Raw genomic sequence first — 20,413 nt, 5'->3', positions numbered from 1 at the left:
GTTTGCCTGAAGCCTTGACCGAAATGTCCGGCAACGCTCATATTACGCGCATAATTTTTATCGCAACTAATCTTGGCTATTCCCATCGAGCAACCTGGAGCAAGCGCATGAGCAACTATGACGTGGTGATTCTGGGCGGTGGCCCCGGCGGTTATAACGCAGCGATCCGCGCCGGCCAGCTCGGGCTCAAGGCCGCTTGCGTTGAGGGGCGTTCAACGCTGGGCGGCACCTGCCTGAACGTCGGTTGCATGCCGTCCAAAGCCTTGCTGCACGCCTCAGAGCTGTACGCCGCTGCGGTGGGTCCGGAGTTCGCCAACCTCGGCATCGAGGTCAAACCGACGCTGAACCTTGCGCAGATGATGAAACAGAAAGACGAAAGCGTCGCCGGCCTGACCAAGGGCATCGAGTTCCTGTTTCGCAAGAACAAAGTCGACTGGATCAAGGGCTGGGGCCACATCGACGGCCCGGGCAAAGTGACGGTGACCGACGGCCAGGGCAACAAGACCGAGCTCACCGCCAGGGACATCATTATTGCCACCGGCTCCGAGCCCACTCCCCTGCCTGGCGTCGAGATCGACAACCAGCGCATCCTCGATTCCACTGGCGCGCTGTCGCTCGGTGAAGTACCCAAACATCTCGTGGTCATTGGTGCCGGGGTGATCGGCCTGGAGCTGGGGTCGGTATGGCGGCGACTCGGCGCGCAGGTCACCGTGGTCGAATACCTTGACCGCATCTGCCCCGGTGTCGATGCCGAGGCCGGCAAGACCTTGCAGCGCGCGCTGAGCAAACAGGGCATCGCCTTCAAGTTGAGCTCAAAGGTCACCAGCGCCACCCATTCTGCTACAGGCGTGCAGCTGAGTGTCGAGCCTGCCGCTGGCGGCACGGCTGAGCTGATCGAAGCCGATTATGTGCTGGTGGCCATCGGGCGCCGGCCGTACACCCAAGGCCTGGGGCTGGAGAACGTCGGCCTGAGTACCGACAAACGCGGCATGCTCGCCAACAAACAACATCGCACCGAAGCCGCCGGAGTCTGGGTGATCGGCGACGTCACCTCCGGGCCGATGCTCGCGCACAAGGCTGAAGACGAGGCCATGGCCTGCGTCGAGCAGATCCACGGCAAGGCGGGCGAGGTCAATTACGCGCTGATCCCCAACGTCATCTACACCCAACCGGAACTGGCCAGCGTCGGCCAGACCGAAGAACAACTCAAGGCCGAGGGCCGTGCCTACAAGGTTGGCAAGTTTCCCTTCACGGCCAACAGCCGGGCGAAGATCAATCACGAAACCGAAGGCTTTGCCAAAGTCCTTGCCGACGAGCGCACCGATGAAGTGCTCGGCGTGCATCTGGTCGGGCCGAGCGTGAGCGAGATGATCGGCGAGTTTTGTGTGGCGATGGAGTTCAGCGCGTCGGCCGAGGACATCGCACTGACCTGCCATCCGCATCCGACGCGTTCGGAAGCCTTGCGCCAGGCGGCGATGAATGTCGAGGGGATGGCGACGCAAATGTAGCTTTCAAACCTTGCCGCCGCCTCCGCGAGCAGGCTCGCTCCCACTTTGGAATGCGTTACCCCTGTGGGAGCGAGCCTGCTCGCCAATGGCGCTACCCGGTCTACAGCGGCAGATGCCCTAACGGCAACGCACCCGGCGCTTTCACCGTATGAATGGCAAAGTTGCTGCGAATATCGCTCACCCCCGGGAGTTTGAGCAGGTGTCCACTGACAAAGCGGTCATACGCTCGCAGGTCAGGCACGACTATCTGCAACAGGAAATCCGACTCCCCGGACACCAGAAACGCTGAGACAACCTCGGGCAATGCAGTGACGGCGGCATAAAAAGCCTCGGCCCGCTCTTCGTTGTGCCGCTCGACTTTGACGCCGACAAACACCGTCAGCCCCAACCCGACTTCATCACGATCCAGATTGGCCTGATAGCCGCGAATCACCCCTGCCTCTTCCAGCATGCGCACCCGCCGCAAACACGGTGAGGCGGACAGGCCGATTTCTTCCGCCAGCTCGACATTGCTCAAGCGGCCGTTGCGTTGCAGCGCGGCGAGAATCTTGCGGTCGTAAGTGTCGAGTTTCATCTTTGGCAGATCCCGATAGGTACAGCTCAGAAAACCAGCAGGTTATGCCAAACCCGCCCTGTTTTGAAGCCGACTACGCAAGCACCTGCCCCGCCCTCTCGCTCTAGACTGGCGCCCACACATCAACAACGAACGAGGGCGTGACGTGGCAAGTCTCTGGCTGTTTATCCTGACGCTGGCTGTGGTGCTTCTTTTGCCGGGGCCAGACATGATCCTGCTGTTGCAGACCGGTGCGCGGCAGGGTCGCGGCGCGGCATTGGCCACCGCGTTGGGCCTGGCGATCGCCCGCGCCTGCCACGTGGCATTGGCGGCATTGGGGCTGGCGGCGCTGTTCAAAACGGCACCGTGGACGTTTGACGTGGTGCGCATCGCGGGCGCGGCGTACCTGCTGTGGATCGGCATTCAATGTTTTCGCAGCCCGCTCGTACCGAACCTGCAAGCGCAAGAGCAGCTACCCGGCGAAGATCAATGGCGGCAGGCGATCCGGCGCGGCCTGCTGACCAACCTGCTCAACCCCAAGGCCTTGCTGTTCTGCTCAGTGTTGCTGCCGCAATTCATCGTCAGTCATGGCACGCCGGTGCTGGGCCAGTTCGCTCTACTTGGCCTGGTGCTGGTCAGCGTCGGCCTGCTGTTCGACAGTGTTGTCGCCCTGACCGGTGCGGCATTGGGCCGTTGGCTGCAACACAGTCCAACGGCTCAGCGCGTTCAGCAATGGCTGTTCGGCAGCCTGTTGATTGGCTTCGCCGTACGCCTGAGCTTCATTCAACAGGCTTAAGCCTTGCGTACCTTGCGCTGGCGACGGGTGATCAGCAGTAGCGCAGCAGCAGCGACCAGCAGCACCGCGCCGATCTGCACCGGCCACTTGTACGGTCGCAGCGTCGCACGGACGGCATCGGTGACCTGGGTGACGTAGCGCTTGTCGGCATTTTCGAAGTCCGGGTACGGACATTGATTACCGAAGTCTTGTGCCCACGGCACATAAGGACCTTCCTTGACGTAGCGCTGATACAGCGCACTCTGGTCTTCAAGGCTGCTGTTCCAGCCGGCGGCGTTGCACAACACCGCGGCAAACGCTTGACTGGTGTGCGGCAGGTTATCGGCCGCGCGGCTGGCCAATGACGTAGCAACAAAACGATAGTGATAGCGCTGGTCCGGTTGCGCGGCGCTCGCCTGCTGGCGCTGCACTTGCGCCGCGGAAATCAGCGGGCCGACATCCAGCTTCGTGCTCTCCAGCGTGTAGTTGCCGCCGAATGTGGCGTAATCAGGCGCCATCTCATAACCGAGGATGTCCATGCCCCACTCCCGCGCCGTCCATGCGGCGTTGTACAACGCACTGGCGCGTTTGCTCGGCCACCACGCAGCATCGGCCTTTAGCCGTTGCTCGCCATAGAGCCGGGCCTTGTGTTGCAAATCGTCACTGGCGAAATAAGCGATCGCTTCTTCGTAACGCCCTTCACGCAGCAACCGCCGACCGAGCAGATTGCGCAGGTTGGCGGCCACCGACAGCGGCACGTAGTTATCGCGCTCCTGTTGAGTCAACGGCGGCGGCGCCGGCACATTCTCATCGACGTACTGCTTGAGCTCCTCGACCGTCAGCACCCGTTCGGCAACGGTGGCGGCATCAAGCCAGTAGATGCTGTTACTGCGATACAACTGCACGAAAGCCTGCAGGTATTCGCCGCGCTGCAGCGCCAGGATCGCGCTTTCGCCCTCGACCCGGCATTTGGGCTGCAGCGTTTCAAACGCCCAGTCCGGTGTGCGGCGATAACCCCAGTCCTCGTTCTGCGGGAAGGCTTGGGCGGCTTTGGCGTACGCTGCGGCGGCGGCAGTTATGTCCCCCTCACGCACCGCCAGTTTTGCCCGCAGCCACCAGGCCAGCCCGCCGTCCCCGGCGTTTACCAGAAAGGCCTTGGCAGACGCGTAGTCGCCCTGCTGATAACTCATCGCCGCCAGTCGATCGGCATTGTCGTGGCTGCCACGGGTGTTGTTCTGCAACAGCGTTACCAGCTTTTTTTGGTTTGCCGGCTGTTCGCCGAATGACCAGCCCTGACGGCTGACCAGCCACGCCGTGACCAGTTGCTGCACCGCTGGCTGCTGCAGCAGTTCCGCCAGCTGAGCCTCGGGCAACTCGGCCAGCTCGTTCATCAGTTGCTTGAGCGACGTGTAGCCGACCGCCGAGCCATGCAGGTTCTGGGCTTCGTAGAGTTCGATGGCGGCGCTCCAGTCGCCCGCGCTGCGCAACGCGCGTGCCTCTTCACCGAGACTGGCAACGCCCAGTTCCAGCGGATCGCTGAAGCCGTCGATGCTCAACTGCCGAGCCTGGCGGAAGGCATCGCGTGCCTGCTCCAGCGCTGCGCTGCGGTCGTGCGCCTGGTTGCTCATGGCAAAGGCGATGCGCCCCAGGGAATAAGCCGCCCACGTGCTGCGCAACGGACGCTGCTCTGCCGGCAGCCCCAGCACCTTGTTGAAATACTCCGTGGCCAATTGATGATCCCCGCTGGCGAAGGCCACGGCGCCGGCGACGTACAAACGGATTTCCGCCGGCAGACTGGCGCCCTGCTCCTCGGCCTGACGTGCATCGCTGAGCCCGCGCAGGCGCTTGACCACGGCGTATTGCTCGGTGCTCAGGCCAAGCTGCTCAGCCTGTTCGCGCGCCAGCTCGGACGCGTTGTCTTCGGCGTAATCATTGGGATTATGGGTCGCGGCGGTGACAATTTTCAGCCCGGCAATGGTTTTACCCAAACGGCTGATTTCGAAACTGAAACTGCCTTCGGGCAGATCGGCCAGGGTCTGCGCGCGATTGTCGAGCAGGCGCATGGGGAAGTCCGGGCCGCAGGCCAGCGCCGAACCCAGCGGCAGGCTGAGGCTCAGGCAAAGCAGATGGCGGGGCCAGTTACGGGTCAACATGCGAACCTCCTTGATCAATATGTGCACAACGCGCCCAACCGATAGCGCGCTGCCCGCCCGCCGGCAAGCGGCCGTCACGCAGGCGGGAGAAGGTAAGCAGATTGGCACTTTGTTGCAACGAGTAACCGGCGAGCGCATCGGCGCCGGCGCAACCCTGCGCCTTTAGCGTGATTCGCGCGGGCCAGGGGCTGTCGAGATTGCCGCGGTTTTCGAGCTGAACGTCATAAAGTCCGCCCAGTTCTTTGAATGACAGACCCAATCGGCTGTTCAGCACATCGCCGCGTGCCACGGCGCGCAACGTAGTCAGGCTCCAGGCGCGACGATCATTGGCCAGCGGCAGGCGAAACCAGATCAGCCCGGCGAGATGCTCGGGCGGAGCTTCGCGCAAAGCCTTGGCCAGCTGGCTGAGTTGCAGCGGATCGGCGAGCAATTCCCGGCGCTGACCGCCGCGCTCAAGTTGCACTTCGCTTTCCACCACGGGCGCGCCGCCGTCATTTTCCAACAGCGCAACGCCGTAGGCCGGCAGCGCCAGATAGAACGGTTTGGCACTGACACGTGCCCAGGCCTTGGCCCACTTCAACGCCTGCTCGTGATCGAACAGACCCAGTCGCGGATCACTCACGGCGTGAACTTGCAGCACGCTGCTGTCGACGCTTTGCAACAGCGCTGGCAACTGCGCGCTATCGAGCCAGGCCGGCAGCGCTGTGATGCTCAAAGGCAACGATGGCGGCAAGGCCGCGCGCAAATGTTTGAGGAATCCAGCGTATCCGGTCAGCCGTGCGTTACCGGCATCGTGGTCGATTTCGATACCGTTCAGCGTAAGGCCCTGCGCCTGCCAATCGGCGATGACTTGCAGAATCTGCGCGGTGACCTGCTCCTGGTCCAGCGACAGCATCTGGCCATCGAGGCGAATCACTGCGATCAACGGGCGGCCATCGGTTGTCAACAACGCCGGATCAACCCGCGCCCTGCTCCACCGCGCCCCCGCAAAACCCTGCAACGCCAGCACGCGCAGTGTCGAGAAGTCGTCGTGGCTGTCGCGCAATGCCGCTTCATGCGCCGGCGTCCATTGACGTTGCCAGACGTAGAGTTGCTGGTCGAGGGCTGGCGCGGCGTGTTGCTCGCACCCCGCAAGCAACACACCGAGAAACAGACCCACAATAAACCGCATACCTTGAAAATCCCCGAGACCACAGGCCGCAAGGTTACACAAAACCCTTGTAGGAGCTGTCGAGTGAAACGAGGCTGCGATCTTTGGACATGGCTTCAAGAATCAAGATCAAAAGATCGCAGCGTGCCGCAGCTTCTACACGGATGCCGCAGGTTTGCGCGCGATGATTACCTGACTCTTGGCCACCACCGCATCCAGCGCCTGTTTGATCTGCGCTCCGCGCGGGGAATCCAGCACCGCTTGCCAGGTCTCGGCCCAGTGATCGAGCAGCGGATGATCCGGATTGCTGAAATCAACCTTCGCTTCCCAAAACAGCAGCATCCACATCGACCAGTAAAAGCCGTACTGGGTGTGACTGACAATCTCCAGCCCGGCCTCGGTGACCATTGCCTTGAATTGCTCTTCGCTGATGATGCGTATGTGATTGGGCTTCTGAAAATACTCTGGCGCGGCGATGTCTTTCTGCAACTCCTCGGAACTCGGATGCGGGACACTCAGCAAATACATCGCGCCGGGTTTGCCCACGCGCACCAGCTCAGCAAGAAACTGCGCCGGATCGTCGACGTGCTCGATGACTTCGGTGGATACCACACGTGTCGCCGTTGCGTCGGCAATCGGCAGCGGGTTGCAGTCAGTGACGTGACATTCCACCTCTCGCGCCGGCGTATCGCTCAGACGCTGCCGGGTGGCGTCGACCTTGCCTGCATCGATATCGGCGATGATGATCTTCGCCCCGCGCATGCCGCAGAAATGCACGTTGCCACCATCGCCGCAGCCTACGTCGAGCAGCGTGTCATCCGCTGACACAGCGAAGCCTTTGAACAGCTCATTGGTCTGCTGATTGAACCAGCCACTGAGCTTGGCATCGTACAGGCCGAGCATGTATGGATCGACCTTGCTGGCGACCGCTGCAACGGGCTGCGACAGCGCCGGGGCTGGCGTCGCAGCCCTGAGTTTTTTCAACAGGCTGAGCATGAAGTGGCTCCAGGGACAGGAATAGCGGATCGTGACGCACCGAGGCCCTGCATCAGCGAGGCACGGCGGTTGCGCACAGGTTCAAAGATCAGTCTGCCGTTCATGGCACGTCTACCTCCTGCACTGGCTTGCGAGCGATGATCACTTGGCTCTTGGGCAGAAAGCTGTCGAGGATCTGTTTGATCGCCAGTCCGCCGGGCTGGTTGAGCAAGTCCTGCCAGGTTTTCGCCCAGCTCTCCATCAAAGGCATGAATGGAGCCTGGATGCGATCTCGCACCGCGCCAGCCGGATCACGTCCCGCAGCGCGTTCGCCCGCCCAGAAAAAGATCATGCCCATCACCCAGAAGAAACCGCTGGCCCGACGATGCTCGATCACCAGACCGGCCTCTTCCACCAGCGCGGCGAAGCGCTCAGGGGTGAAAATCTGCACGTGGTTGGGCGATTGATAGTAGCTGGCCGGCGCGATGCCTTTTTGCAGGTGCTCGCCGACCGGTGCCGGTACGCTGAGCAGGTACTGCGCACCGGGCCGTCCCATGCGTACCAGCTCGGCCATGAAGGGCTCGGGTTCGGCGATGTGTTCCAGCACTTCCATGCACACGACCTTGCTGGCACAGCCGTCGGCCAGCGGTAAGGGCAGGCTGTTGCTGACCAGTCCGAGGCTGGCATTTGTACTTTGCGCCTGGACTTCACGCGCGAGGTTTCGCACCTTATCGTGTTCGCTGTCGGTGAAAATCACCGAAGCGCCCTGACGCACGGCAAACAATGTGGCCACGCCCTCGCCGCAACCGACGTCGAGCACGGTATCGTCTGCCGTTATCGCAAACCCCTGAAGCAGTTCGCCGCTGTCGTTCCGGAACCAGCCGTCGAGTACTGCGTCATGCAGACCGACGTCACGGGGCGATACGGGTACAGGTGGCTGCGCCGGCGGCAATGCCGCACGCGAGGGCAGCCAGCGAGCGAGCAGACGCCCGATCATGCGAGCGTGACCTGCGCAGGCTGCGGGCCGGCAGCTGGCAGCGGCAACTCGAGGAAGGCACGTAACCGCTGCTCGGTGCTGGCTTGGCTGCAGAAGCGTTGCAGGCTCTGAACCGCCGCAACGGACATGGCCGCATAACGCGGTGGGTCGTTTTTTGCCACCTCGTAGCTGTCGCGGTAGGCGGCACACAACGAATCCCAGTCAGTCATGTAACGCAAGGTGCGGTAGGCCGCGCGCGGGTCATGCGGCCAGGCCGTGAGCTCCTCGGTGAAGTCGACCAGGAACGCGTTGTCGCGGCTCACGTAATCGGCCATCGCCGTGTTCACGGGCGCAATGGCTGGCTTGCCGCACGACATGAATTCCATCAGTGGCAAGCACTGACCCTCGCCGTACGAACTGTTGACCACGTAACTGGTGGCCTGCACAAGCGCTTCGTAATCGGCATCGGCCAGATAGCCGTGGATCAGCACGATCCGGCATTTATAGAACTGGTTCTTGTACAGGTGGTGCAGCATGTCGGTCAGCGCGTTGGCGATGTCGTGGTGCGTCAGTTTCAGAACCAGGGTCGCATCACTGATCTCGCGAAATGAGGCACAGAACGCGCTGATCATGTCCTGCCAGTTCTTGCGACCGTCGTAAGGGTTGAACACTGAGGTGTAGACCACGCCTTCCAGGTGCAACTGGCAATCTGCGGCCGGTCCATCAAGGGGTATTGGCGCACCTTCGCGCAGTGCCGGTGGGCCGTAGGCACGCAGGTCCGCCTTGCGACTGTCGATCAGCAGCCCGTGCAGGTTGAGCGTTACGCCATCTACGACCGGATGCCTGAGCAAATGCTCACCGCGCTCGGCGAAACGGTCCCACACCGGGGCGGGAATCGCACACACCGGATAGTCATCTCCCATGACCTCGCTGACCGCTTTGACTGTGAATGTCGAATGGGTAATCGCCCGACCACAGGCCTGCAGGACCACGCGCCAGTCATGGCGGGGTTCACCCTGCCAGCTTTCAGTGGGGATGGTACTGAACTCCCAGGCGAAAACCGGGATGGTCGGGCAGGCGTAATGAATGGGGGTACGGTGCGGCGGGGAAAAGGACAGGAAAATGCACGCCTCGCCGCGGCTCAAACAGTCGAAGTACAAACGGTCGACCAGTTCGTCGGGCTGGCTGACCTCGATCACCTGACCGATTCGTTCCAGTACAGGGCGGAACTCCTTCAGCACGAAATAATAGCTGTACTCGGGCCGTCCGAGGTTCTGCTGAATATTGCTCTTGTTGGTTTCCGAATGAATGATGATCAGCATGAGCCCGCTCCGGTCTTGACCGACAGGGGGACGTTTGCGCTGGTCGTCGCGAGCCCGAAAAATGTCGCCACGCGCTTCTGTACAGGACCGAATCCGCAGTATTCGCGCATGCGCTCACTGGCCGCCGCTGCCATGGCCTGGTAAGCCTGCGGATTGTTCTTGGCCATGATGTAACTGTTCTCGTAGGCGGTTTTCAACGATCCCCAATCGGGGCGGTGGCGCAAGGTGCGATAAAGAATGCGCACGTCCTCGGGCCAGATGGTCGGCTCGCGACTCGACTTGACGACGAAGCCGACACGTTCGTCGATGTAATCGCCCATCGCGGTGTGGTCGGGGGCAATCACTGGCCGGGCGCAAGACATGAACTCCATTAATGGCAGGCACAAACCTTCGCAGCGCGACGCATTGACGTAGAAGCTGGCGGCGCCATAGAGACGGGCGAATTCGTCATCTTCCAGGTATCCGTGCATGACTATCACTCGACAGGCGAAGGGCGACAGTTGTGACAGCAAGGTAATGAGGTGGACGTAGTAGCTCGACAAGTCGTTCTGCGTGATTTTCAGCACGAGGGTGGCGTCCTCGACATCACGCATGGCCCAGCAGAACGCAGTGATCAGGTGATGCCAGTTCTTGCGCCCGTCCTGCGGATTGAACACGCTGACGTACACCACGCCGCTGACGTCGATCTGGACCTGTGCGTCCGTGTGAGGCAGTGACGCCTGCGGGTGGTCGGCCTGGTCCAGTGCCTGCGAGACCGTTACCGGCAGCACATCGCGTGAGGATGCACGCCAGCCGGCGAGCTTGTGCCGAACGGTAGCGGGCAACAGATCGCTGAGCGCTTCGCGATACCACTGCAACAGGTTGTGCTTGAGCAGAAACAGAGGACGGTGCTCGGAAGGGCTCTTCAGGGCCCGGTAGCATTCACGCAAATAGTGTCTGGTGATCAATGCCCGTCGGTGGACGGTCAGTTCGGGCGCTTGAGCGAGACCACGGGTTTCCAGTTCCTGCTCGCTGTGAATCGGCGCGATAAGGCCGTCGGCGGACAATCCCAAGGTGCGGCTGTCGATGATGCACCCCTTGATTTGCAAGGTGCTGCCGGGGTTGACCGGCACACTGGGATAATCCTGTCGAACTTGCGCAAAGCGCTCCCACAGCGGCGTTGGCAAAACCAGTACGGGGAAATCTTCACCGAGGCTGCGGCGGATCGCCTGCGCGGTATGAGACGACAAGGTAATCACCCGGCCATGGCGCGCGAGCATCTGACGCCAGTCCTGGCGTTCATCGCCGGCAGCGAACTCGCTGGGAATCGAGTCATACTCCCAAGCGATCACGCAGACCATCGGGCATTGCAGCCCCGTTGGGGTCTTGTGAGGCGGGGCAAAGGAAAGAAACAGGCATTCCTGATCGGCCTGACGCAATCGCAGATACAACGGATCAACCGCATCAGGCGACGCCACCACATGCACCTGGCCAAGGCTTTCCAGCACTGGACGGTAAGCTTTGAGCACGAAGTAATAGCTGTATTCCGGGCGCCCAAGGCTGGCACTGATGGAGCTGTCGTTGACGTCCGAATAGAGAATGAAATTCATGGCATCCCACGATGAAGCGCCATCCCGGCTACTTCATGCTATGACGGCCGGGCACTGATGGGTCAGTCTCCCCAGACACGTCTTCGTTCTTGTTTTAGTGGTCGGCGTCCCCCGCTGCGCGATGCCCTCGGGCAAACCCTGGGAGGGCGACGAGCGCCATTCTAAACACATCCATTGCGGCTCCGGGAACCGCCCGCCAAGAATAAATCCGGCTACGCTGACGAGAACTGACCAGTCACGGTTTGCCCTGTTGAAATTGCCGTGCAATTGGCCCAGATTGAGCGCAAATAACTACAACAACGGACTTCGCCCATAGTTTTTCAGGCTTTTCCTGCGGTCTGACAGACCTCTCCTTAAAGCCTGTGGAAAAGCGGCGCAAGTCATGACCAAGGGGTCGCTGTTTGAAAAAACGTCTGTTCGTCACGGGCCTCAACGGCTTCGTGGGACAACACATTCAGTCTCGTCTGGCTGCGCCGGGTTCGTCGTGGGCGCTGCTGCCTGCCGCTTCGCCCTACGACCTCACAGACGCCGACAGCCTCACCGATCTCTGGCCGGAATTGCCCGATGCGGTCATTCATCTGGCCGGCCAGACCTTCGTGCCGGAAGCCTTTCGTGACCCGGCCCGCACCCTCGACATCAATCTCTTCGGCACACTCAACCTGTTGCAGGCGCTCAAGGCTCGCGGCTTTGCCGGCACTTTCCTGTATGTCAGCTCCGGCGACGTCTATGGCCAGGTCGGCGAACAGGATTTGCCAATCACCGAGCAGCAACCGCCGCTGCCGCGCAATCCGTATGCAGTGAGCAAACTCTCGGCAGAGTTCCTCAGCTTGCAATGGGGCCTGAGCGAAAGCTGGCCGGTGCTGGTTGCGCGTCCGTTCAATCACATCGGCACCGCGCAGAAAGACAGCTTCGTCATCGCCAGCGCTGCCCGGCAGATCTGCCGCATCAAACAGGGCTTGCAAGCGCCGCAACTGCAAGTCGGCGATATCGACGTGACACGGGATTTTCTCGATGTCAGCGACGTAATTGGCGCCTACTTCGCACTGCTGGAAAACGGCACACCGGGGCAGGTCTACAACATCTGCTCTGGCCGCGAGCAAAGCATTCGCAGCCTGATCGAACAATTGGCCGATCTGGCCGAAGTCGACGTAGAGCTGGTGCAGGATCCGGCGCGCATGCGTCGCGCCGACCAGCGGCGCGTCTGCGGCAGCCACGCCAAACTGGCCAACGCCACAGGATGGGCGCCCGCCACCACCACACAACAATCCCTGCGGGCGATCCTGTCCGACTGGGAGATGCGAGTACGCCAAGAATGACAAAGAGTGCACTGATTACCGGGATCACGGGCCAGGACGGCGCCTATCTGGCCAGACTGCTGCTGGACAAGGGTTACAGGGTTCATGGCCTCGTCGCCCGACGCAGCAGCGATTCACGCTGGCGCCTGCGCGAGATGGGTATCGAAGCCGATATCATCTATCTGGACGGCGACATGGCCGATGCCTGCTCGGTGCAGCGTGCGGTAATCAAATCGGCACCGGATGAAGTCTATAACCTCGCCGCACAGAGTTTTGTCGCCGCTTCGTGGGATCAACCGGTCACCACCGGCATCGTCGATGGACTGGGCGTGACGCACCTGCTCGAAGCGATCCGCCAGTTCAGCCCGCACACGCGTTTCTATCAGGCCTCGACCAGCGAAATGTTCGGTCTGATCCAAGCTGAACAGCAGGACGAGAACACGCCGTTCTACCCGCGCAGCCCTTACGGTGTAGCCAAGCTCTACGGCCACTGGATCACCGTCAACTACCGTGAAAGCTTCAACCTGCACGCCAGCAGCGGCATCCTCTTCAACCATGAATCACCGCTGCGCGGCATCGAGTTCGTCACCCGCAAGGTCACTGATGCCGCCGCACGCATCAAGCAGGGCAAACAGCAGGAGCTGGCCCTGGGCAACATTGACGCCAAACGTGATTGGGGGTTTGCCGGCGATTACGTCGAAGCCATGTGGCTGATGCTGCAACAGGACAAACCGGACGACTTCGTGGTCGCCACGGGCGTAACCACCACGGTGCGCGAAATGTGCCGCATCGCCTTCGATCACGTCGGCCTCAACTACCGTGATTACGTGAAGATCGACCCCGCGTTCTTTCGCCCGGCCGAAGTCGAAGTGTTGCTCGGCAACCCGGCCAAGGCCCAGCGCGTGCTGGGCTGGAAACCGAAAACCGACCTGGACACCCTGATCCGCATGATGATGGATGCGGACATGAAACGCGTTGCCAAGGAGTAGGCCATGCTCATCCCCGTGATTCTGTCCGGCGGTGCCGGCACCCGTTTGTGGCCGGTGTCCCGCGAGGGCCACCCCAAGCCGTTCATGACCCTGCCCGATGGCCAGTCGTTGCTGGCCAAGACCTACCAGCGCGCGGCAGCGTTGCTCGATGGCTGGGGCGACATCGTCACGGTGACCAATCGCGAGTACTACTTCCAGAGCAAGGACCACTACTGCGCAGCCCGGGTGTCACGCCATCGCGGGCACTTTTTGCTTGAGCCGAGCGGGCGCAATACCGCACCGGCGATCGCGGCAGCAGCGCTGTCGTTGCAGGCACTGCATGGCGACGACGCAATCATGGTGGTGATGCCGGCGGATCATCTGATCGTCAATCAGGACGCCCTGAAAAGTGCGGTCGAGCATGCAGTCAATCTGGCCAAGGATGGTTATCTGGTGACCTTCGGCGTGGTTCCGACCGCCCCGGAAACCGGCTTCGGCTACATCGAAACCGGTGCGCCGCTGGATGCCAGAGGCGCGGCCAGGGTGCAGCGCTTTGTCGAGAAACCCGACCTGCAAACCGCCACGCATTACCTGGAAAGCGGCAACTTCCTGTGGAATTCGGGGATGTTCTGCTTCACCACCGCGACCCTCCTCGCCGAGCTGCAACTGCACGCCCCCGAGTTGCTGGAACAGACCCGCGCCTGCATGGCTGCCAGCACGCCGGTCGAAACGGTCGGCTGCCTGCAACAGGAGTTGTCGCCGACGCTGTTTGCCGAAATCACCGACATCTCCATCGACTACGCGCTGATGGAGCGCTCGGAAAAAGTCGTTGTGGTGCCCGCCGGTTTCGACTGGAGCGACATCGGTTCGTGGAACGCGGTCGCAGCGCTGATTCCCGCCGACGCCGACAACAACCGCGCCAGCGGCGAAGCCATCTTCATCGACAGCCACCACAACTTCGTGCATAGCGAAGGCCGGCTGGTAGCGACCGTGGGGGTGGATAACCTGATCATTGTCGACACCGCCGACGCCGTATTAGTCGCGCATGCCGACCGCGCTCAGGATGTCCGCCGCGTGGCGAAACAGCTCAAGGACAAGTCCCACGAGGCCTATCGCCTGCATCGCACGGTGAGCCGACCGTGGGGCACCTACACCGTTCTGGAAGAAGGCCCGCGTTTCAAGATCAAGCGCATTGTGGTCAAACCCGGTGGCAAGCTGTCGCTGCAGATGCACCATCACCGCAACGAGCACTGGGTGGTGGTCGAAGGCATGGCCAAGGTCACCAACAACGGTTCCGGCACCACGCTGGTCGCCAAGAACGAATCGACATTCATTGCTGCCGGTCACCGCCATCGCCTGGAAAATCCTGGGGTGATCGATCTGGTGATCATCGAAGTGCAGAGCGGCGAGTACCTGGGCGAGGACGATATCGTTCGCTTCGAAGATCAATACGGCAGGACGGTCTGAATGCTGCTTTCTTTGTACCGCTCAATGCGCAGCTACCGGGGATTCATCCTCGGCAGCGTCAAACGCGAGTTCCAGTCGCGATATCGCAACTCGCTGTTCGGCGCGCTGTGGACGGTGCTCAACCCGCTGTCGATGATTGTTGTCTATACGGTAATTTTTTCGCAGATCATGCGCGCTCGCCTGCCGGGCGTGGAGGATGGTCTGGCTTATAGCGTCTACCTGTGCGCCGGTTTGCTGACCTGGGGTCTGTTCGCGGAAATCACCACACGCAGCCAGACCATGTTTCTGGAAAATGCCAACCTGCTGAAGAAACTCAGTTTCCCGCGCATCTGCTTGCCGGTGATCACTCTGCTCAACGCCGGGATCAACTTTGCAATCATTCTCGGCCTGTTCTTCGGCTTCCTTCTGGTCAGCGGCCGCCTGCCCGGCATGGCCCTGCTGGCGCTGATACCGCTGCTGGTCGTGCAGGTGATTTTCGCCGCCGGACTGGGGATGTTGCTGGGCATGCTCAATGTGTTCTTTCGCGATGTCGGGCAAATGTTCGGTATCTGCCTGCAGTTCTGGTTCTGGCTCACGCCCATCGTTTATCCATTGTCGATCCTGCCATCGGGCATTCAGCACATCATCAGTTTCAACCCGATGACCGCGCTGATGACCAGCTATCAGAACGTCTTCCTCTACAATCAATGGCCGCACTGGCCTGCCCTGCTGCCGTTACTGATCATCGGACTGTTGCTCTGCGCCATGGCGCTACGCCTGTTCCGCCAGCGAGTCGGTGAAATGGTGGACGAACTCTGATGGGACACATACGCGTCACCGGCCTGGCCAAAGCCTACAAGCAATACCCGAACCGCTGGAGCCGCTTGCTCGAATGGCTGGTGCCGTTCTCCCGCGCTCGGCATGACTTGCATTGGGTGCTGCGTGATGTCGACTTCGAAATCCAGCCCGGTGAAGCCGTGGGTATCGTCGGCGTCAACGGCGCGGGCAAAAGCACCTTGCTCAAGATGATCACCGGCACTACCCAACCGACTTGCGGACACATCCATCTGCAGGGGCGGGTGGCCGCGCTGCTGGAATTGGGCATGGGTTTTCACCCGGACTTTACCGGTCGCCAGAACGCCGTCATGGCCGGGCAACTGCTGGGTATGCAGGTCGAAGAGATCGACGCGCTGATGCCGCAAATCGAAGGCTTCGCCGAGATCGGCGAGGCCATCGATCATCCGGTGCGTACCTATTCCAGCGGCATGCAGATGCGCCTGGCATTCAGCGTCGCTACCGCGCGCCGCCCGGACATCCTGATCGTCGACGAGGCGCTGTCGGTCGGCGACGCCTATTTCCAGCACAAGAGCTTCGAGCGCATCCGTAGCTTCCGCAGGGCGGGCACCACCCTGCTGATCGTTTCCCATGACCGCTCGGCCATTCAGTCAATCTGCGACAGCGCCATCCTCCTGGAGAATGGCCGCCTGGCCATGCGTGGCAAACCCGAAGAAGTCATGGACTACTACAACGCCATGCTCGCCCAGCGTGAGGGCCAGATCGTACGGCAAGAGATGCTTGCCAATGGCCAGGTGCAGACGATTTCCGGCACCGGCGAAGCGGGCATTCTCAACGTTCGCCTGCTCGACGCACAGGGCCGCAGCCTTGAGGTCGCCGAGGTCGGTCAGCCGGTGGTCTTGGAAGTACAGACTGAAATCCGCCAGGACATCGAGCGGCTTATTCTTGGCTTCATGATCAAGGATCGCCTGGGACAAGCGATTTACGGCATCAATACCCATCGTCTGGACAAAGCGGTGACCGACCTCAGCGCGGGCGAGCGAGTAACTTTCCGTTTCGCCTTTGACATGCGACTGGGCAAGGGCAGCTACTCGGTCGCCTTGAGTCTGTCCCGGCTGGACTCGCATCTGGACCGCAACTTCGAGTGGCGCGACTACGGTTTGATTTTCCACGTGATCAACAATCGCCAGGAAGACTTCGTCGGCTGCTCCTGGTTGCAGGCGCAGACCGACATTACCCGCAGCAGCGCGCCCCTCGCCCAGTTGACCGACACGGAGAGCTTGCCATGACCCGCTTGTTGGTGGAATGCACCTATGTTTTCGAGCACCCTGCCGCCAATTCGGGCATTCAACGCGTAGTGCGCAACGTCATCCAGCAACTGCCGAGCGCCGATGAAAGCATTGAATGCATCCCGGTAGTGATGATCGAGGGTGCTCTCTACCAGGTAAAAAGCCTGGCGCCAATCAAGTCGCTCAAGCTCGACATGATCGGCGTAAGGGTGAAACTCGAGGAGTGGGCCAACGCCTTCTGGTTACGTCACCGCGCACTGGAACGGCGCTGGCCGTTCAACCGCTCGCATTTCACCCGACGGGTGCTGTATATCGGCTGCAGGCTAACCGCGTTTGGCTGTTTCAGTCTGCCGATGCGCCTGTTTGAACGCGCGCTGCGGGGCAAACACATTCCTGAGCGCTGCGTGCCGCTGGCCCACCGGGCGGGTGATCAACTGGTGCTGCTGGACTCATCGTGGCACGCGAACTTTTTCCCCCTCGCCGAACAACTCAAGCGTGACGGGGTGGGTATCGTTTCGGTTATCTACGATTTGATCCCGCTGACCCATCCACAGTTTTGCGATGCCGGTCTGGTCAAGGTGTTCAACGACTGGTTTGACTGGATCGCGCGCACGGCCGATGGCTATGTAGCGATCTCGGCGACGATCCGCGATCAGGTGCATGAGGAAATGCAGCGCCGCATCGGCTCGCATCAGGTCGACCAACGCTGGTTCGATTACTTCCATCTGGGCTCCGAGCTGGACCTGAGCGAAGCCGAGGCGGAAGTCGACCGCGGCTTGCTGCAGCTGTTCATAACCCCTGAACCAGTGTTTCTGATGGTCAGCACCATCGAGCCGCGCAAGAACCACGCCTATTTGCTTGATGCGTTCGAACGCGCCTGGTCCGTCGGCTCGCCAGCCCGGTTGTGCATTGTCGGCAAGATTGGCTGGAAGTGTGAGGCACTGATCGATCGCATCCGCCAACACCCCGAACTGAACCGGCGTTTGTTCATGTACAACACGCTGTCCGACAAAAGCCTCGAATACGCCTACTCCCACGCTACTGCGCTGGTGTTTCCGTCCCATGTCGAAGGCTTCGGTCTGCCACTGGTAGAAGCCATGCAACGAGGGTTACCGGCAATGGCCTCCGACATTCCGGTGTTCCGCGAAATTGGTGGCGAGTACATGGCCTACTTCGATTTGACCAATCCGCAGTCGCTGACTGACCTGGTGGTCGGAATGGAGCGCTCCGGCGCTTTTCCGGCACCGCTGAGCCTTGAACACTGGCGCTGGCTGAGCTGGCGTGAGGCGAGCGCGCAACTGGTCGAGCGTATTGTGCGCAACCTCAATGCTTCGCTGCCGGCTCCGGAACATCAGCATGCGCATTGCTCTTAACGCTCGCATCCTGCAAGCACCGCGCACCGGCATCGGCCATTACGTTGCCGAGCTGGTCAACGCCTTGCGTGGCGAATCGGATGTGGACATCAGCCTGTTTCACGGCTGGGGCTGGAGTTGCGTTTTGCCGGATGCTGCCATGCCCGGCTATTCGCGCATGACGCCATTGTTGCGGCAGATACCCGGGGCTTATCAGGCACGGCGCTGGCTGGAGCAGAAACGCTTCGATCAGGGGCGCGCGCAAGGGATCGACCTCTATCACGAACCGAGCCTGTGGCCGCTGGCCTTCGACGGCCCGACCGTGATCACCCTGCATGACCTGACGCACCTGCATTTCCCGCAAACCCAGCCGCCGGCACGGCTGAGGGAAATCGAACGCCGTCTGGCCGCAGGCGTGGCACAGGCGCGAATCATTCTGACCGACTCACAGGCCATCGCTGACGAGGCCCAGGCTTTTTTCAATCTTCCTGCGCAGCGATTCGTGGTGGCGCCGCTAGGCGTGGCCGAACGTTTCCGTCCTCGGCAAACCGAGGAAATCGACAGTGTGCTCAAGGCCCACGCCGTTCAGACACGGGAATATTTCCTCTGCGTCGGCACCCTTGAGCCGCGCAAGAACCTGAGCCTGGCGTTGCAGGCCCACGCCCTGCTATCCGACGCCGTACGCCAGCGATTTCCCTTGTTGATCGCGGGCATGGCCGGCTGGCAGCGCGAGCAGTTCAACGAACCATTGCGCCAGGCGTTGGCCAGCGGCCATGTGTGTCTGCTCGGCTATCTGCCCGATGAGCAATTGGCGCAACTGCTGGCCGGCGCCCGGGCGCTGATATTTCCATCGCTGTATGAGGGTTTTGGCTTGCCGGTGCTGGAAGCCATGGCCAGTGGCACGCCGGTGGTGACGACTCGCTCTTCGGCGATGCCGGAAGTGGCCGGCGCGGCTGGCAACTATATTGAAGCGGACGATGCCGAGGGCCTGCGTGACGCAATGAGCCGTTTGATTGACGACTCACCGCATTGGCAGGCCTGCCGCGAAGCAGGATTGCAGCAGGCGAGGCTTTTTACCTGGAAGCGTTGTGCACAGGCTACGGCCGGTGCCTACCGCCAGGCCATGGGAGGTTGAATGCGCGTTCTTCATTTCTTCAAGACATACCTGCCCGATTCGGTCGGCGGCATCGAACAAGTCATCTTCCAGTTGTGCGAGAGCGGTGCCCAGCACGGCATCGATGCACAGGTGCTGACCCTCAGTGCAGACCCGACCCCGCCGGTGGTGCAACTCGGTCAACACCAGGTGTATCGGGCGAAGCTGGATATCCAGTTTGCCTCGACCGGGTTTTCATGGAGTGTGTTCAAGCAGTTCCGCGAGCTGGCCGCCGAGGCCGACGTGATCAACTATCACTTCCCGTGGCCGTTCATGGACCTGGTGCATTTCGCCAGCGCCGTGAACAAGCCGAGCGTGGTCACCTATCACTCGGACATCATTCGCCAGAAGTATTTGCTCAAGCTCTATCGGCCACTGATGAACCGCTTCCTCGCCAACGCGGACCGTATCGTCGCCGCCTCGCCCAACTATCTGCACACCAGCGATGTACTGCAGCAGTTTCAACACAAGACACGGGTTATTCCTTACGGTTTGAACAAGGCAGGTTATCCACAGCCCGATAGCGAACGGATGAACCGCTGGCGCCAACAGCTTGGGGATAAGTTTTTTCTTTTCGTCGGGGTGATGCGTTATTACAAGGGGCTGCACATCCTGCTCGATGCACTCAAAGACGTCGATTATCCCGTGGTGATCGTCGGTGCCGGGCCGCTGGAGCAGGAACTGCATGCACAGGCCGCTGAGCTGGGCCTGCGCAATATCCATTTCCTTGGACGACTGAGTGATGAGGACAAGGTCGCGTTGCTGCAATTGAGCTACGCCATCGTCTTCCCTTCGCACCTGCGTTCGGAGGCCTTTGGGATTTCGTTGCTCGAAGGCGCAATGTACGGCAAGCCGATGATCTCCAGCGAAATCGGCACCGGCACCAGTTTCATCAATATTCACAACGAAACCGGGCTGGTGGTACCTCCGAGCAATCCACAGGCCTTTCGTGAAGCCATGCGTACGCTATGGGAAAACCCTGCGCGTGCCGCCGAAATGGGTCTCAAAGCCGAAGCGCGTTACCGGCAGTTGTTCACCGCCGATGAGATGGGCCGCAAGTGGACAGAGCTGTATCAGGAACTGCTGGCTGAAAAGGCGCTGTCCTACGCTTGAG

At 61.0% G+C, this 20,413-nt stretch carries 17 protein-coding genes; 10 read left to right on the top strand and 7 right to left on the bottom strand.

The window, feature by feature from the left end; genetic code table 11:
* Positions 1 to 107 precede the first annotated feature (107 nt).
* Entirely contained in the window at positions 108 to 1,508 is a 1,401-nt protein-coding gene (gene lpdA, locus ACP7D9_RS00880; protein ID WP_426155091.1) for a dihydrolipoyl dehydrogenase, read from the top strand.
* A 100-nt stretch (positions 1,509 to 1,608) separates the two neighbouring features.
* On the opposite strand, the gene ACP7D9_RS00875 is transcribed toward lpdA, so the two are convergent.
* A complete protein-coding gene (locus tag ACP7D9_RS00875) occupies positions 1,609 to 2,082 on the bottom strand; it encodes an Lrp/AsnC family transcriptional regulator (RefSeq protein ID WP_397478698.1) in 474 nt (157 codons plus the stop codon).
* A gap of 145 nt (positions 2,083 to 2,227) precedes the next feature.
* Between ACP7D9_RS00875 and ACP7D9_RS00870 the strand changes: the two genes are divergently transcribed.
* A complete protein-coding gene (locus ACP7D9_RS00870) occupies positions 2,228 to 2,857 on the top strand; it encodes a LysE family translocator (protein ID WP_426155089.1) in 630 nt (209 codons plus the stop codon).
* Here ACP7D9_RS00870 and ACP7D9_RS00865 read toward each other — a convergent pair.
* From ACP7D9_RS00865 to ACP7D9_RS00840, 6 genes are all read right to left on the bottom strand, one after another.
* A complete protein-coding gene (locus ACP7D9_RS00865) occupies positions 2,854 to 4,989 on the bottom strand; it encodes a hypothetical protein (protein ID WP_426155087.1) in 2,136 nt (711 codons plus the stop codon). The two genes, ACP7D9_RS00870 and ACP7D9_RS00865, sit on opposite strands and share 4 nt — an antisense overlap.
* On the bottom strand, positions 4,976 to 6,160 hold the full coding sequence (locus tag ACP7D9_RS00860) for a DUF3142 domain-containing protein (RefSeq protein ID WP_426155085.1): 1,185 nt from the start codon (positions 6,158 to 6,160) through the stop codon (positions 4,976 to 4,978). The genes ACP7D9_RS00865 and ACP7D9_RS00860 overlap by 14 nt, the downstream gene beginning before the upstream one ends.
* A 135-nt stretch (positions 6,161 to 6,295) precedes the next feature.
* Entirely contained in the window at positions 6,296 to 7,135 is an 840-nt protein-coding gene (locus ACP7D9_RS00855) for a class I SAM-dependent methyltransferase (protein WP_101159774.1), read from the bottom strand.
* 100 nt (positions 7,136 to 7,235) lie between these two features.
* Positions 7,236 to 8,111: a class I SAM-dependent methyltransferase gene (locus ACP7D9_RS00850; RefSeq protein WP_313000182.1), complete on the bottom strand. Its 876-nt coding sequence runs from the start codon at positions 8,109 to 8,111 to the stop codon at positions 7,236 to 7,238.
* The gene (locus tag ACP7D9_RS00845) at positions 8,108 to 9,412 is read right to left on the bottom strand and encodes a glycosyltransferase (protein WP_426155082.1); all 1,305 of its coding nucleotides are present in this window, start codon (positions 9,410 to 9,412) and stop codon (positions 8,108 to 8,110) included. The genes ACP7D9_RS00850 and ACP7D9_RS00845 overlap by 4 nt, the downstream gene beginning before the upstream one ends.
* Complete coding sequence (locus ACP7D9_RS00840; protein ID WP_426155081.1) at positions 9,406 to 11,001, bottom strand: glycosyltransferase; 1,596 nt, start codon at positions 10,999 to 11,001, stop codon at positions 9,406 to 9,408. The genes ACP7D9_RS00845 and ACP7D9_RS00840 overlap by 7 nt, the downstream gene beginning before the upstream one ends.
* Positions 11,002 to 11,402: 401 nt before the next feature.
* Here ACP7D9_RS00840 and ACP7D9_RS00835 point away from each other — a divergent pair, with 401 nt between their 5' ends.
* From ACP7D9_RS00835 to ACP7D9_RS00800, 8 genes are read left to right on the top strand one after another with little or no spacing between them, the layout of a single operon-like run.
* The gene (locus ACP7D9_RS00835; protein WP_426155079.1) at positions 11,403 to 12,317 is read left to right on the top strand and encodes a GDP-mannose 4,6-dehydratase; all 915 of its coding nucleotides are present in this window, start codon (positions 11,403 to 11,405) and stop codon (positions 12,315 to 12,317) included.
* Positions 12,314 to 13,285: a GDP-mannose 4,6-dehydratase gene (gmd, locus tag ACP7D9_RS00830; RefSeq protein WP_426155077.1), complete on the top strand. Its 972-nt coding sequence runs from the start codon at positions 12,314 to 12,316 to the stop codon at positions 13,283 to 13,285. Before ACP7D9_RS00835 ends, gmd begins: the two co-directional genes overlap by 4 nt.
* 3 nt (positions 13,286 to 13,288) lie before the next feature.
* A complete protein-coding gene (locus ACP7D9_RS00825) occupies positions 13,289 to 14,731 on the top strand; it encodes a mannose-1-phosphate guanylyltransferase/mannose-6-phosphate isomerase (protein WP_426155075.1) in 1,443 nt (480 codons plus the stop codon).
* Complete coding sequence (locus ACP7D9_RS00820) at positions 14,732 to 15,529, top strand: ABC transporter permease (RefSeq protein ID WP_426155072.1); 798 nt, start codon at positions 14,732 to 14,734, stop codon at positions 15,527 to 15,529.
* A complete protein-coding gene (locus tag ACP7D9_RS00815; protein ID WP_426155070.1) occupies positions 15,529 to 16,794 on the top strand; it encodes an ABC transporter ATP-binding protein in 1,266 nt (421 codons plus the stop codon). Before ACP7D9_RS00820 ends, ACP7D9_RS00815 begins: the two co-directional genes overlap by 1 nt.
* The gene (locus tag ACP7D9_RS00810; RefSeq protein ID WP_426155068.1) at positions 16,791 to 18,167 is read left to right on the top strand and encodes a glycosyltransferase family 4 protein; all 1,377 of its coding nucleotides are present in this window, start codon (positions 16,791 to 16,793) and stop codon (positions 18,165 to 18,167) included. The genes ACP7D9_RS00815 and ACP7D9_RS00810 overlap by 4 nt, the downstream gene beginning before the upstream one ends.
* Positions 18,151 to 19,281, top strand: a complete 1,131-nt coding sequence (locus tag ACP7D9_RS00805) for a glycosyltransferase family 4 protein (protein WP_426155066.1) — start codon at positions 18,151 to 18,153, stop codon at positions 19,279 to 19,281. Before ACP7D9_RS00810 ends, ACP7D9_RS00805 begins: the two co-directional genes overlap by 17 nt.
* Positions 19,282 to 20,412, top strand: coding sequence for a glycosyltransferase family 4 protein (locus ACP7D9_RS00800; protein ID WP_426155064.1), 1,131 nt, complete (start codon positions 19,282 to 19,284; stop codon positions 20,410 to 20,412).
* Position 20,413 lies beyond the last annotated feature (1 nt).

The sequence above is a fragment of the Pseudomonas sp. TSRC2-2 genome (assembly GCF_049897785.1).
In the GTDB taxonomy this organism is placed as follows: Bacteria; Pseudomonadota; Gammaproteobacteria; order Pseudomonadales; family Pseudomonadaceae; genus Aquipseudomonas.
Note: the sequence above shows the minus strand (reverse complement) of the source record. Positions and strands in the feature narration are given on the sequence as shown.

Coding starts and splice junctions, on each gene's coding strand:
- lpdA (WP_426155091.1), top strand. CDS start 108: ATGAGCAACTATGACGTGGTGATTCTGGGCGGTGGCCCCGGCGGTTAT.
- ACP7D9_RS00875 (WP_397478698.1), bottom strand. CDS start 2,082: ATGAAACTCGACACTTACGACCGCAAGATTCTCGCCGCGCTGCAACGC.
- ACP7D9_RS00865 (WP_426155087.1), bottom strand. CDS start 4,989: ATGTTGACCCGTAACTGGCCCCGCCATCTGCTTTGCCTGAGCCTCAGC.
- ACP7D9_RS00860 (WP_426155085.1), bottom strand. CDS start 6,160: ATGCGGTTTATTGTGGGTCTGTTTCTCGGTGTGTTGCTTGCGGGGTGC.
- ACP7D9_RS00855 (WP_101159774.1), bottom strand. CDS start 7,135: ATGCTCAGCCTGTTGAAAAAACTCAGGGCTGCGACGCCAGCCCCGGCG.
- ACP7D9_RS00850 (WP_313000182.1), bottom strand. CDS start 8,111: ATGATCGGGCGTCTGCTCGCTCGCTGGCTGCCCTCGCGTGCGGCATTG.
- ACP7D9_RS00845 (WP_426155082.1), bottom strand. CDS start 9,412: ATGCTGATCATCATTCATTCGGAAACCAACAAGAGCAATATTCAGCAG.
- ACP7D9_RS00840 (WP_426155081.1), bottom strand. CDS start 11,001: ATGAATTTCATTCTCTATTCGGACGTCAACGACAGCTCCATCAGTGCC.
- gmd (WP_426155077.1), top strand. CDS start 12,314: ATGACAAAGAGTGCACTGATTACCGGGATCACGGGCCAGGACGGCGCC.
- ACP7D9_RS00825 (WP_426155075.1), top strand. CDS start 13,289: ATGCTCATCCCCGTGATTCTGTCCGGCGGTGCCGGCACCCGTTTGTGG.
- ACP7D9_RS00820 (WP_426155072.1), top strand. CDS start 14,732: ATGCTGCTTTCTTTGTACCGCTCAATGCGCAGCTACCGGGGATTCATC.
- ACP7D9_RS00815 (WP_426155070.1), top strand. CDS start 15,529: ATGGGACACATACGCGTCACCGGCCTGGCCAAAGCCTACAAGCAATAC.
- ACP7D9_RS00810 (WP_426155068.1), top strand. CDS start 16,791: ATGACCCGCTTGTTGGTGGAATGCACCTATGTTTTCGAGCACCCTGCC.
- ACP7D9_RS00805 (WP_426155066.1), top strand. CDS start 18,151: ATGCGCATTGCTCTTAACGCTCGCATCCTGCAAGCACCGCGCACCGGC.
- ACP7D9_RS00800 (WP_426155064.1), top strand. CDS start 19,282: ATGCGCGTTCTTCATTTCTTCAAGACATACCTGCCCGATTCGGTCGGC.